Source organism: Aliiroseovarius sp. F20344 (assembly GCF_023016155.1).
Classification (GTDB): Bacteria; Pseudomonadota; Alphaproteobacteria; order Rhodobacterales; family Rhodobacteraceae; genus Aliiroseovarius.
Genome location: NZ_JALKBG010000008.1, coordinates 90,287 through 103,221, shown reverse-complemented (window position 1 = coordinate 103,221; position 12,935 = coordinate 90,287). Strand labels below are relative to the sequence as shown.

The 12,935-nt window shown below is 56.7% G+C and carries 14 protein-coding genes; 6 read left to right on the top strand and 8 right to left on the bottom strand.

Annotated elements, in window-relative coordinates:
- Position 1: 1 nt before the first annotated feature.
- Positions 2-757: a hypothetical protein gene (locus MWU55_RS09635; protein WP_246935840.1), complete on the bottom strand. Its 756-nt coding sequence runs from the start codon at positions 755-757 to the stop codon at positions 2-4.
- A 2-nt stretch (positions 758-759) separates the two neighbouring features.
- Here MWU55_RS09635 and purD point away from each other — a divergent pair, with 2 nt between their 5' ends.
- On the top strand, positions 760-2,022 hold the full coding sequence (purD, locus tag MWU55_RS09630; protein ID WP_246935839.1) for a phosphoribosylamine--glycine ligase: 1,263 nt from the start codon (positions 760-762) through the stop codon (positions 2,020-2,022).
- 3 nt (positions 2,023-2,025) lie between these two features.
- Here purD and MWU55_RS09625 read toward each other — a convergent pair whose 3' ends face one another.
- The 6 genes from MWU55_RS09625 to MWU55_RS09600 form a co-directional block, all read right to left on the bottom strand.
- Entirely contained in the window at positions 2,026-2,739 is a 714-nt protein-coding gene (locus MWU55_RS09625) for a VCBS repeat-containing protein (RefSeq protein WP_246935838.1), read from the bottom strand.
- Positions 2,739-3,062, bottom strand: a complete 324-nt coding sequence (locus MWU55_RS09620; protein WP_246935837.1) for a 2Fe-2S iron-sulfur cluster-binding protein — start codon at positions 3,060-3,062, stop codon at positions 2,739-2,741. The genes MWU55_RS09625 and MWU55_RS09620 overlap by 1 nt, the downstream gene beginning before the upstream one ends.
- Before the next feature lie 231 nt (positions 3,063-3,293).
- Positions 3,294-3,641 (bottom strand): hypothetical protein, encoded by a 348-nt coding sequence (locus MWU55_RS09615; RefSeq protein ID WP_246935836.1) that lies wholly within the window; start codon positions 3,639-3,641, stop codon positions 3,294-3,296.
- 112 nt (positions 3,642-3,753) lie between these two features.
- The gene (locus MWU55_RS09610; protein ID WP_246935835.1) at positions 3,754-4,623 is read right to left on the bottom strand and encodes a 50S ribosomal protein L11 methyltransferase; all 870 of its coding nucleotides are present in this window, start codon (positions 4,621-4,623) and stop codon (positions 3,754-3,756) included.
- Between the two features lie 51 nt (positions 4,624-4,674).
- Entirely contained in the window at positions 4,675-5,220 is a 546-nt protein-coding gene (locus MWU55_RS09605) for a YcxB family protein (protein ID WP_246935834.1), read from the bottom strand.
- Positions 5,221-5,353: 133 nt separating this feature from the next.
- Positions 5,354-6,589, bottom strand: a complete 1,236-nt coding sequence (locus MWU55_RS09600; protein ID WP_246935833.1) for an MFS transporter — start codon at positions 6,587-6,589, stop codon at positions 5,354-5,356.
- Positions 6,590-6,721: 132 nt separating this feature from the next.
- Between MWU55_RS09600 and MWU55_RS09595 the strand changes: the two genes are divergently transcribed.
- Together MWU55_RS09595 and MWU55_RS09590 are read left to right on the top strand one after the other, a co-directional pair.
- Entirely contained in the window at positions 6,722-7,789 is a 1,068-nt protein-coding gene (locus MWU55_RS09595) for a YeeE/YedE family protein (RefSeq protein ID WP_246935832.1), read from the top strand.
- Between the two features lie 107 nt (positions 7,790-7,896).
- The gene (locus tag MWU55_RS09590) at positions 7,897-8,172 is read left to right on the top strand and encodes a hypothetical protein (RefSeq protein ID WP_246935831.1); all 276 of its coding nucleotides are present in this window, start codon (positions 7,897-7,899) and stop codon (positions 8,170-8,172) included.
- Positions 8,173-8,207: 35 nt separating this feature from the next.
- On the opposite strand, the gene MWU55_RS09585 is transcribed toward MWU55_RS09590, so the two are convergent.
- The gene (locus MWU55_RS09585) at positions 8,208-10,403 is read right to left on the bottom strand and encodes a primosomal protein N' (RefSeq protein ID WP_246935830.1); all 2,196 of its coding nucleotides are present in this window, start codon (positions 10,401-10,403) and stop codon (positions 8,208-8,210) included.
- A 101-nt stretch (positions 10,404-10,504) separates the two neighbouring features.
- On the opposite strand from MWU55_RS09585, the gene fsa reads away from it, so the two are divergent.
- From fsa to MWU55_RS09570, 3 genes are all read left to right on the top strand, one after another.
- Positions 10,505-11,158, top strand: coding sequence for a fructose-6-phosphate aldolase (gene fsa, locus MWU55_RS09580; protein WP_246935829.1), 654 nt, complete (start codon positions 10,505-10,507; stop codon positions 11,156-11,158).
- Positions 11,159-11,290: 132 nt separating this feature from the next.
- Positions 11,291-11,998 (top strand): DUF484 family protein, encoded by a 708-nt coding sequence (locus tag MWU55_RS09575; protein ID WP_246935828.1) that lies wholly within the window; start codon positions 11,291-11,293, stop codon positions 11,996-11,998.
- Positions 11,995-12,930 (top strand): tyrosine recombinase XerC, encoded by a 936-nt coding sequence (locus MWU55_RS09570; RefSeq protein ID WP_246935827.1) that lies wholly within the window; start codon positions 11,995-11,997, stop codon positions 12,928-12,930. Before MWU55_RS09575 ends, MWU55_RS09570 begins: the two co-directional genes overlap by 4 nt.
- The last annotated feature ends 5 nt before the right edge of the window (positions 12,931-12,935 follow it).

The following is a 12,935-nucleotide window of genomic DNA, read 5'->3' as shown; positions in this document are numbered from 1 at the left end:
CTTAGTCTCCGCATCCTCCGCCACCGCAATCGGCGTTTCCATCGCCGTCACTTTCGGCGGTGAGTGAAATCTCATATTCCACTCTCTTTCCGCCACAATCACCATTCGGCTTCCGGGATTCCATCCACCAGTTGTGAAGCCTCAACGAGACAAGAACCATGCCTAAATAGCCAATCCAGATACCTACCCCAGTCCAGCCTTCCATTGAGAACCCGAGTCCGAAAAACGGTGCAATCCAATAAACCAAGATGAATACAGGAAGTACAACCAGCCACATCCGCCGCCGAAAGTAAGCTTTGATATCGCTATAGGGCCGCGGTCCCCAATACTTGGCCGGTGCCGTTCCTCCAAACTCCAATTGATACAGGGCCAAGGTATTCGCAAACTGAACTCGATACCGATCCTGGTTCTCGTTTGAACCACCAGGATTATGATGCAACGGTTGCATCAAAACCTGCTTACACAAAACATCCCAGTAGTTTTTCGTGTAGGTCAGATGAAAGTGCCAAACTTTGTCGATCGTTCGCGAAGGGGTTACGGAACTCTTCGAGATTTGAGATAGGTATACAAAACGAAGATACTCGGAAATCGCGTCTTGCGAGAACGCTAGGTCCCAATTCAGTTCGGCTGCCAACCGGCTTGCAAACCCGTCGTCAAACTCGTGTGCCTGAATAGCATTCCACAGCTTTTCGTTCTGCATGCTTGTCGTTGCCTTGCCGCTTCTGTATTTCACGCACAACTTATACAGGGAGAGCATCCATGAACATCCTCATTCTGGGCAGCGGCGGGCGTGAACATGCGCTGGCATGGGCTGTGATGCAGAACCCGAAATGTGACCGGCTGATTGTCGCCCCCGGCAACGCAGGCATGGCGCAGATCGCGGAATGCGCCAAGCTGGACATCGAGGATGGTGGCGCGGTGGCGAGCTTCGCACAGGATAACACAATCGACTTTGTGATTGTCGGCCCCGAGGCACCTTTGGCAGCAGGCGTAGCGGATCGTTTACGTGAGGCGGGCGTCAAGGTGTTTGGCCCTTCTGCTGAGGCGGCAAAGCTGGAGGCCTCGAAAAGCTTCACCAAGGAAATCTGCGATGCGGCGAACGCGCCCACAGCCGCCTATGGTCACTTCACCGACGCTGACGCCGCCAAAGCCTATATCCGCGAACAAGGCGCGCCGATCGTGGTTAAGGCCGACGGGTTGGCTGCCGGTAAGGGTGTGATCGTGGCGATGGATGAACAAACCGCACTGGACGCGATCGACGATATGTTTGGCGGCGCCTTTGGTGGCGCAGGCGCCGAGGTCGTCATCGAGGAGTTCATGGAAGGTGAAGAAGCGTCCTACTTCATCCTTTGCGACGGTAAGACGGCGCTGCCCATCGGAACGGCTCAAGACCACAAACGTGTGGGTGACGGTGACACCGGCCTGAACACGGGCGGTATGGGCGCGTACTCGCCAGCCCCGGTGCTGACCGACGAAATTGCGGCCCGCGCCATGCGCGAGATTGTGCAGCCGACCGTGGACGAGATGGCCAAACGCGGCACCCCCTATCAAGGCGTGCTCTACGCGGGCTTCATGATCAAAGACGGGCAGGCGCGTCTGGTCGAATACAACGTGCGTTTCGGCGATCCGGAATGTCAGGTTCTGATGATGCGACTTGGCGCACAAGCGCTGGATCTGATGCTGGCCTGCGCGGAAGAGCGGTTGCACGAAGCTCAGGTGAACTGGGCTGACGATCACGCGATCACCGTTGTCATGGCGGCAAATGGCTATCCCGGATCCTATAAAAAAGGTTCTGTCATCAATGGCCTGGATGATCTTCCGGAGGATAGCAAGAACATGGTATTCCACGCTGGCACGACAGAGGTTGATGGCAAAATCACAGCGGCTGGAGGTCGGGTTCTAAACGTGACAGCACGCGGAAACAGCCTTCAGGAAGCACGTGATCGGGCTTACAAAATGATCGACGGGATCGACTGGCCGGAAGGATTCAACCGCTCGGATATTGGTTGGCGAGCGCTTTAACTGTCAGCATCCCAAACGCGACGACAGGCTATCTTCACCTTTATAAGGGGCGACGTTGGATAGGATCAGTTCCTGCCCATCAAAGTGCGTTTCAATCACGCGGAACCAATTAGCGCTTGCGGTTACGACCACGGGCTTGTGCCCGTCACAGATGCGCACGCCACCCTCGATCACCGGGCTGCCATATTTGTGGTTGGTCAGCCCACCGACTGATGACAGCTCATTGAAAGCAGCCTCTTTTGCGCTCAGATCGACGGTTAAAAGTCTAAGCCTGCGCGCCAGATGAGGGCGGTCGACATATGCGATCTCGTCCAACCCATCACCATTGAAATCCGCAATCCCAGCGACAGCCAACCAACGATGGCGCGTGCCGATCGCCTTACTTGTTCCTACGGGCTTTAGTTCACCCTCGTGCCACCCATATATCCGGATCATCGCCCCAACATCATCGCCGCTGAATACGGTCACGATTTCCGGGACCCCATCACCGTTAAAGTCATACAGACGTGGAATCGTATCTTCAAAGACCCCACCGGAAACACGCAGCACAATCTGGCGACCATCATCCAATGTCACCTCAAGCGCACCGTATTCTCCGCCCGGAACAGCCCCGTGCCCATAGCGCGTGGTTGGTTCCAGATAACGCGCATCGGTAATCTGGGCAGTCGCTGGGGTCGCCAGACAGAAGGCAAACAAAATGGTCCGAAGACCAATCATCAGATTTGTTTTTCAGGCATATGCACAACCAGACCGTCTAGATCATCGGTGACTTTGATCTGGCAGGTCAGGCGTGAACGGGCTGCGTCGGGTTCGAACGCAAAATCCAGCATGTCTTCTTCCATTGCGTCTTTCGCAGGCAGCTTTTCAACCCATGCGTTGTCCACATAGACATGGCAGGTCGAACATGCGCAGGCTCCGCCACAGTCGGCTTCGATGCCCGGAACGTTGTTGTCGCGCGCGCCTTCCATCACGGTCAAACCTGGGGAAACGTCCACGACATGTTCTGTTCCGTTATGCTCGATATAGGTGATCTTCGCCATGTGGCTCTTCCTTTTCTGGCGTGTTGCTTGCTTTGCAACGGCAATTTCATCAGTTGCGCTACTTAAGCGCCGCGCATTCGACAGATCAAATAACAACGATGTGTGGGATTTTCGAGCCTAAATGCGTCAGTTAATCTTCCAGAAAGGCAGCTCTGAAGCAATTTGGCTCTGCGCAAAGAAAAACTGGCCTGCAATAAATGCAAGCCAGTCTCTATTCAGATCTCTGAAAGCTTAGAAAAGTCCGGCTACCATCTCGGCAACAGCAAGCGAGAACGGATCGATTTGCATCAACCAAGCCCCGGCCTTTTCAATTGCGCCACCTTCAGCAAGGCTTTCAAGACGTGTGGAGTAGCTGGAAATACCAACTTGACTAACCAACAAGCCCTTAAAAACAACAAGCCCAACAAGCGCAATCACAATCGCACGCAGCGGGAAGCTACGGCTTTTGAAACTACTTTCCTTTGGAACCAGAAGCCCGTCCCGCTCTTCAAGATGGACGTAACCACGGGTTATTTTATTGTGACGACGATCAATTTGTCGCACACGTTTTCGAAAATCTCTCACCTGAGCTTCAGCCATACCTAATTCCCCCTAGCTGATAAGCCTAAACAAAAAAAACAAGCAGCAATTACAAATTACAGCAATTTTGAGGCACTTGCTAGGAAACCTATTGTTTCTTGCCACATTTTCTTCATTTTTTCCGCAAAATCAAGGTGGTCCAGTCACCAATCTCTTGCCGCTGGGTCAATTCGAACCCGTTTTGATTGTAGCTTTGAACAACTTCATCAGCTTGAGGGTTAAGAATTCCTGATAGGATTGCGAATCCACCTGCCGCAATATTTGCTCTCATATCAGAGGCTAATCCAATCAAAGGTCCCTTGAGGATGTTTGCGAAAACCAAATCAAAAGGGGCTTTTTTCGCAATCGCATCGGCGCCGAAACCAGCCGCTTCCACGCAGATCACGCGATCCTGCAAATCATTGGCGGCAACGTTTGCGCGCGCGACATCTACAGCCACTTCGTCAATATCGCTGGCAATAACAGTATCAGGCCAGATTTTCGCCGCGGCCATACCCAGAACTGCCGTTCCGCAGCCAATATCTGCCACGCTTTTTCCGACGAAACCGTCTTGCACCAAGAAATCCAGCGCACGCAGGCAGCCAAGAGTGGTTCCATGATGTCCCGTACCAAAGGCCATGGCCGCATCAATCAGCAACCCAATTTTTTCTTTAGGAAGCAATGCGGCGTCATGGCTTCCATAGACAAAGAACTGTCCAGCCTCGACGGGTGCCAGCTCGCGCTTCACATGGGCGACCCAATCGACCTCGGGCAGTTCTGACACAGTGAAGTCTTTGGCAGCATGCATCGAGGACAAAAGCGCCAGACCAGCAGTGTCCGGTTCTTCGACGAAATACCCGCCGACTTCCCATATCCCACTATCATCTTCGATCTCAAAAACGCCGACACCAGTGGGTTCTGGGACAAGATTTTCCATCGCCGCCCCAAGGGCCTCAGCTGCGTCTTGTCCGGTAACGGTCGTCAATGCGGTCCACGTGGGCATATGGTTTCCTTTCCCAAAAGCCCTTGTGCCTACCGCCACCAATTCAGCGGGTCAAGCATCTGGGGCCGAGGTGTCAACACCGGCTGCGGCCCTCCAGACTTCAATTTGGTCGGCGACCTCTCTCATGTGCGCATCGTCGTTAAAGGCAGAGCGTTCAATCGGGCAATACCCGTAGCCATCAATCAGCAACAGCAGCCCACGTTCGGTCACAATCAGACCTTCCATGTGGCTCCATGAGATCAAAACCTCAAATCCCGGATGCGTGATCCGCATACCCAGCGCGGACAAAACAACCTGTGCCACACCTTCGCGCATGGGCGATCTGCTAAGTTTCGCCTGATACGATTGTATATTGTGCCTTATAACAAGAAGCCCTGCCCCGATCAGAAGCAAAAACGCCAAGAACACGCCAATCCCTGCATCATTGGAGAAAGTTGCAATGGCAGCGATGGCAATCAAAGCGACGATCAGGATCGCGGCTCTGATTTCAGCGCCCCAGCCTTTAGACCGCTTGCGGCGTTCGGCAGCAAGGGCGCGCATGGCATAGCCGATGTCAATCGCATCGAAACGCGAATAGAATTCAAAACTGGTGCTCAAATCAAATCTCTTGAATCGCAATCAAAAATCAACGCCGACAGCCAAGGGTTGTCAGGCGCGCTTAGTTTGTCAGATTAAGTTGCATTCTACGAGTATGGATTATCCCACCCTGCAGATGCACGCAGGTTCTCGCCTATTCGGCAGGGCGTGCAATCCGATAAGACAGGATTGTCTCATTCCCTTTTTCGGGATGGCGGGGAATTAGCATGGACAAGCCCAGCGAAACTCCAGCCATGGCTGCGGCCAGCCCGAATACCGCACCGGGCGACACAACCCACAAATACCCCAAAAGCGCTGGCAGAAAGACCGCTGCAATATGGTTTATGGTAAAGGCCACCGCCGCCGTGGGTGCGATGTCTTGCGGATCTGCGATCTTCTGGAAGTAGGTTTTCAGTGCAAACGCCAATGCAAAGAACAGGTGGTCGAGTACATAAAGCACTGCGGCCAGCACCACGCCCCAACCAAAGAAATAGATGCCGCCATAGGCCAGAAACACACCCATCAGCCCGACATACTCAAATATCAATGCGCGCCGTTCACCCCATTTGGCCACGGCTTTTCCCATCAGAGGCGCAAAAAAGATGTTGGCGACATAGTTGATCAGGAACAGTGCGGTGACCTCGTGCACTTCGAAGCCGAAGCGTTCGACCATCATGAAAGCCGCGAAGACGATGAAGATCTGCCGACGTGCGCCCGCCATGAACTGCAGCGCATAGTACAACCAGTAGCGTTTACGCAGCACGAATTGCTTCAGCTGCGGTTCAGGGCTTTCAAACTGCGGATAGGCGAAGAACGCAAAGATGGCGATGGCCAACGTCACACCGCCCGCAATCATGTAGACAAGGTTGTAGCTCAGATCGAACGTCTTCCATGTCAGAACCAAAAGACCATAGCTGACCAAAGCAGCGGCCGACCCGATGGACATTATCCACCCCAGCATCTGTGGTGCACGTTTCTTGTCGATCCACTGCAGCTGCAAGGATTGGTTCACGGTCTCAAAGTAGTGAAACCCGATCGAGCTTAGCATCGTTACGGTCAGAATGCCGCCAAAGCTTGGAAACCATGCTGTTATCGCGGTGGCAGCCCCCAGAAGACCCAGCGACACAACACCTAAAACCTGTTCGCGAAACAGCATCAACAACGCGATAACGCCGATTGCCAGAAAGCCCGGAATCTCGCGCACCGTGTGCAGCCAGCCGATCTCGACCCCGGTGAAGTCTGCAGCCTCGATCACGAAATTGTTCAGAAGAGCCGACCATGTGAAGAACGCAATCGGCATCCCCGCTGCCATCAGCATCAGCAGGAAAATCGGGCGGCGCCAGAAGGGCTGTTCGCGGGCTTCGTCAAGGGTCAGGATCTGGTGTCTCATCCGCTTGCATTACGCCCCTTTAGCAGGCTTGGCGAGCGCTAATCGCATTCAAAAATGCTGATGCGTTTCTGACATAGGTCAAGGCTTGGCGCGCTCCAGCCTTTAAAACTGCGCCAAGTTCAAGGAGGCCCCATGGATATCGTCCCACTGATCGACCGGATCGGAGAGAACCCGACCGCCGCGCTTTTTGGCCTGATTACGGGCATCGTTTTTGGTGTCTCCGCCCAGCGCTCGCGGTTCTGCCTGCGCGCCGCCACGGTGGAGTTCGCGCGCCGCATGATGGACAGCTCGGTCGCCGTGTGGCTGTTGACCTTCTCAACTGCGCTCGTTTGGGTTCAGGGCGCGAACCTTCTGGGTCTTATGCGGACCGAGGACGCGCGCATGATGGCCGTGACTGGCAGCTGGTCCGGCGCAATCATTGGCGGGCTTCTGTTTGGCGTGGGCATGGTGCTGGCGCGTGGCTGTTCTGGACGCCTTCTTGTGCTGGCGGCAACGGGCAATTTACGATCCGTCGTCTCTGGTCTGATCTTTGCCGTGGTCGCCCAGATGAGCCTGCACGGCTGGCTTGCCCCCACCCGCGACACCCTCGCCCGCCTTTGGATGACCGAGGGCGGCGTGAACGTGAACCTTCTGACCTTGGTCGGCGCACCCGAATGGGGCGGCTTGGCCATGGGGCTGTTTACCGCCGTGCTTGCCATCACCATCGCACGCAAATCAGGCATGGGTTATGCACGGCTGATCTTTGGCTCGGGCGTCGGCTTCGCAGTCGCACTGGGCTGGGTGCTAACCTATCAGCTTTCACTTGCCGCGTTTGAACCTGTGTCCGTAACCTCGGCAACTTTTTCAGGTCCGTCCGCAAATACGCTCATGTTCTTCCTTGTGTCCGACCCGGTGTTGGAGTTCGACGTGGGCCTTGTCCCCGGCGTCGTCATCGGGGCCTTCGCCGCCAGTTGGCTGACCGGCGAGTTTAAGTTCCAAGGGTTCGAGGGCGAGGCCAACATGCGCCGCTCGATGACTGGGGCCGTCCTTATGGGCTTCGGCGCGATGCTGGCTGGCGGCTGTGCCATCGGCGCAGGCGTCACCGGAGGCTCCATCTTCGTCGGCACCGCATGGCTTGCCCTTCTGTGCATGTGGATCGGCGCGATGGTGACAGACGCGCTGGTAGATCAGCGCGGGGCTGTTGGGGTGGCGGCGGAGTAGACTTACCCGCGTGATCGCAGGGAAATCCTTTCGACCACACAACGCCCCTAATCCCCAAACGGCAAGCGCAATTGACACGGGCGGCCATGGTCGCATGTAATTCCGACATGAAAAGCGCAATCGCCGTCGGTGCTGGACTGATCCACTTCGTTCTCGCAGGGATGCTGCTTCAGCCTTCCTTCAACCTACCATTCGATCAGGACGTTCTTATTCTGCTCTATCTACCGGGCCTGCTTTTTGCAGCCAGTGGCGTCACGCTGATCGCAAAGGCGCCACGGCCCGGCGAGGACGGGAAAGCTTGGCTCTGCATCTTTGCATTCGTGGTGCCCTACATAGTGACACTGCCAATGGTCCCGATCATGTTTCACGTTTTTGCGCAGTAAGATGTTTTTGCTGCACGTATGGCGCGTAGCGGGATCTAGTAGAAACTCTGCGGATCAATATCCACCGACACCCGCATATCCCCTTTGATCTGGAACTGCACCAGCCAGCGTTTTAGGGCGGCTTGGATGGGGGCGGTTTTCTCGGCTTTGACCAGCAGTCGTACGCGGTGGCGGCCGCGCACGCGGGCGATGGGGGCTGGGGCGGGGCCGAAGAGCTGCGCGCCGATTTGGGTGAGCGGTTCGGACCGTCGCGCCATCTCGGCCCCAAGATCGAACACGGCTTGAATGTCGGGCGAGGACAGGACGATCCCCGCCATGCGACCGTAAGGCGGCACGCCAGCGGCTTGGCGTTCGCCCGCTTCGGCTTTCCAGAACTTCTCTTCCTCGCCCGCAAGGATCGCGCGGATCACCGGGTGTTCGGGTTGGAAGGTTTGCAGCAAAGCCACCCCCGGTGTCTCGGCTCGTCCTGCCCGTCCTGCAACCTGCCGGATCAGCTGGAAGGTCCGTTCGGCGGCGCGTAGATCAGAGCCTTGCAAGCCAAGGTCAGCGTCGATCACTCCCACAAGAGTCAGCTTCGGGAAGTTGTGTCCCTTGGCCACCAGCTGCGTACCGATGATGATGTCGGCCCCGCCTTCAGCAATCAGCTCAATCTGCGCTTTAAGGGCGCGGGCCGATCCGAAAAGGTCCGAGGACAGGACTGCAATGCGCGCGTCGGGGAAGGCCGCTGTGACTTCCTCGGCCAGCCGTTCCACACCGGGGCCAACAGGGGCCAGCTTGCCCTCGACCTCGCATTCCGGGCAGGCGTCCGGCATGGGTTTCGTTTCGCCGCACTGGTGGCAAACCAGACGTTTCTGAAAGCGATGCTCTACCATACGCGCGTCGCAATGATCGCACCCGATCTGGTGTCCGCAAGCGCGGCAGATGGTGACGGGCGCATAGCCACGGCGGTTGATGAAGAGAAGCGACTGCTCGCCCTTTGCAATGCGCGCGGTCACCGCCGCTTTCAGCGTAGGCGAGATCCAGCTTTGTGCGGGCAATTCTTCCTGCCGCATATCAATCGCGCGCATGTCGGGCATCACGGCGGGGCCATAGCGGCTGGTCAATTCAATGCGCTTGTATTTCCCGGCTTCGCAATTCGCCCATGTTTCCAGCGAGGGCGTGGCCGAGGCCAGCACCACCTGCGCGTCACAAATGGACGCCCGCATCACCGCCATGTCACGTGCCGAATAAAGCACCCCGTCTTCCTGCTTGTAAGAACTGTCATGTTCCTCATCGACGATCACCAGCCCAAGGTCACGGAAGGGTAGATAAAGCGAGGATCGCGCACCGACGACCAGTTGCGCTTCGCCCTGCCCAACCATACGCCAGCACCGGCGGCGTTCGGTCATGGTGACGCCGGAATGCCATTCGGCGGGGCGCGCGCCAAAGCGTTCCTCGACCCGTTTCAGGAACTCGGCAGTCAGGGCAATCTCGGGCAGAAGCACCAAAGCCTGACGGCCCTTGCGCAGACAGGCGGCGACGGCTTCCAGATAGACCTCGGTCTTTCCGGCCCCGGTAACGCCGCGCAAAAGCGTGGTGCCATAGCGGCCGGATCGCACGCCATCGGTCAGCTGCTTGGCGGCGGCGGCCTGATCTTCGGTTAATTCCTTGCTGGGCAGCGATGGATCAAGCCGTGGATACGGCATGTCACGCGGCGTATCTTCCTCGCGGATGGCCCCCAGCTTCACCAGGCCCTTCACGACCGAGCCACTGACCCCCGCCAAATCACCAAGTTCCTTCTGTGTAAAGCCCACACCGGGATGATCCATCAGCACGTCCATCACCTTGGCACGCGCATCGGTCAGGCGGTTGGGGCGATGACCCGATGCCTTCAACACCTTGCGCATAGACGGAGGGTCCGACAGACCCGGCGCGCGGGTGGCCAGACGTAGCATCTGGGACATAGGCGTCAGCGTGTAGTCACCAACGCGGGTCAGAAACTCGGCCATTTCGCGGCGCATCGGGGCAACATCCAGCACACGGATCACCGCACGCAGCTTGGACGCATCAAATCCGCCCTCGCCTGGTCCCCAGACCACGCCCAACACTTTACGCGGGCCCAAAGGCACCTCGACAAAATCCCCCTGCACGCATCCCCCTTCAGGTGCGCGGTAGGTCAGGATTCGGTCCAGAGGCTGGGCGGTCAGCACGCCGACCCTTGCGCCTTCCGGAAACTGCTCAATGTCGCTCATATTGCCAGATTCCCCGTCATGAAACGCACCATAAGGGCTTTCTGCGCGCGCGCCCATGGGGTATGAGAGCGCAAACGCAAACTTCTGCAGGAAACGCGCACATGAAATTCTTCGCCGATACAGCCGACATCGACGCCATCAAGGAACTGAATGACCTTGGCATGGTGGACGGTGTGACCACCAACCCCTCAATCATCAAAAAATCAGGCCGCGACATCATCGACGTCACGAAAGAGATCTGTGACATCGTAGATGGCCCCGTGTCCGCCGAAGTGACTGCGATTGACGCGGAAACGATGATCGCCGAGGGCCGCAAGCTGGCCAAGATCGCCGACAACATCGCCGTGAAAGTGCCATTGACATGGGACGGGCTGAAAGCCTGTAAAACTCTGTCGGACGAAGGCACCATGGTGAACGTGACCCTGTGCTTCTCGGCCAACCAAGCGCTGCTGGCTGCCAAGGCGGGCGCGACCTTCATCTCGCCCTTCATCGGACGACTGGACGACATCAACCTTGATGGCATGGAGCTGATCGAAGACATCCGCACCATCTATGACAACTATATGTTCGAAACGCAGATCCTGGCCGCGTCGATCCGAAATGTGAACCACATGAAGGACGCTGCATTGGTTGGCGCAGACGTTGCAACGGCTCCGCCCTCGGTCATTCAGGCCATGGCAAAGCACGTACTAACGGATAACGGGCTGGACGCTTTCTTGGCTGATATCAAAGCCGCAGACATCAAAATCCTGTAATTCAGACGAAAATCAGGATGTGACGAGGGGGCCACGGCCCCCTTTTCTCTTTTCTACATGCCCGAATTATTGCCGCATCACCTGTGCGTTTAATGTATAGTCTCAAAAAACGACAAGAATATCGAGGCAGTCATGAGTGGTCACCCAGCGTTGGATGACGAGTTGCGCGCACATCTGATTGCGCAGCCCGAAACTATTTTAAATGACCAAGACATCATGAATGCCTTGGTTTCAGCCCACGAACGCAAGATGGGCACGAATATCGTGGATTTGCGTGGTGCCGCAATGGATCGGCTGACAGACCGACTTGATGAGTTGGAAGACACTCACCGTTCTGTTCTGGCCGCGGCTTATGAAAATGTTGCGGGAATGAACCTGATCCACCGGGCTGTGTTGCGCATGCTTGATCCGGAGGACTTTGCCCAGTTTATGCAAAGCCTTGATGGTGAGGTCGCTGAGACGCTGAAGGTGGATTGCCTTCGGTTGGTTCTGGAAACAACGCAGGAAGAAATTAATCCGGCCATCTCGCGGTTGGGTTCTGTGATTTCCACCACGCCTGCTGGATTTATTGACACCTATTTGGGGCAAGCGGCCGGCCCGGACCGGCGCAAGGTTTTCTTGCGCCAAATTCAGGAACGCGATGCCGACATTTATGGGGATTGCGGCTTCTGGATCAGATCCGAAGCTTGCGTCGTCCTTGACTTGGGCGAAGGTCGTTTGCCTGGCATGTTGGTGATGGGCACCGAAGACCTTGCACAATTCCGTCCAGGGCAGGCGACAGACCTTCTGGACTTTTTTGGGGGCGTGTTTGAACGCGCGATGCGCCGCTGGCTGTCATGACCAGCCCAAACAGATTGCAGATCGCCCCGGGTGCGCGTGATGCACTGGAACAATTTCTTGAACATAAGCGCGCGTTAGACGCTGCGTCTGAGAATACGATCAAAGCCTATCAGGCTGATCTGTCGGGATATCTGGCGTTCATGGCCAACCATCTGGGGGGCGAGGCCGGTCGTGGTGCTTTGGCCCGGGTTTCAATCAGCGATATGCGGGCTTGGATGGCGTCGGAACGCGCGCGTGGCGTCGCAGCGCGCAGCTTGGCGCGGGCATTGTCTGCCGTGAAAAGCTTTTATGTGTGGTTGAGCGAACAAGACGCGTTCGACGCCACCGCCGTGCTGTCGACGCGCAGTCCGAAATTCGCCAAGAAACTGCCACGTCCACTGTCGCCCGATGCCGCCAAAGCTGTGCAAGAGGCCACACCATTGCAGTCACGTCACGATTGGGTTGGCGCACGCGATACGGCTGTCATCACCTTGCTTTACGGATGTGGACTTCGCATTTCCGAAGCATTGGGGCTAACGGCGTCAGATGCGCCCTTGGGGGACGTTCTGCGGATTACCGGTAAAGGCAACAAAGAGCGTTTGGTGCCTGTTTTGCCTGTGGCCCGCGAAGCTGTTGAAGCCTATCGCAAGATTTGCCCCCATCCCGAAACACCCGAAGCCCCTCTGTTTCGCGGCGTGCGCGGGGGAGCACTTGGCGCACGACAAGTGCAGAAACTGATGCAACAAGTGCGGTTGCAGCTGGGTCTTCCCGCAACCGCCACCCCACACGCGTTGCGCCACAGCTTTGCAACGCATCTTTTGGCGTCGGGCGGAGACCTACGCACCATTCAGGAATTACTGGGCCATTCCAGCCTGTCCACAACTCAGGGCTATACCGCGCTTGATACATCCCGACTTCTGGAAGTGTACAAGGCCGCTCACCCCCGCGCTTAATCCCG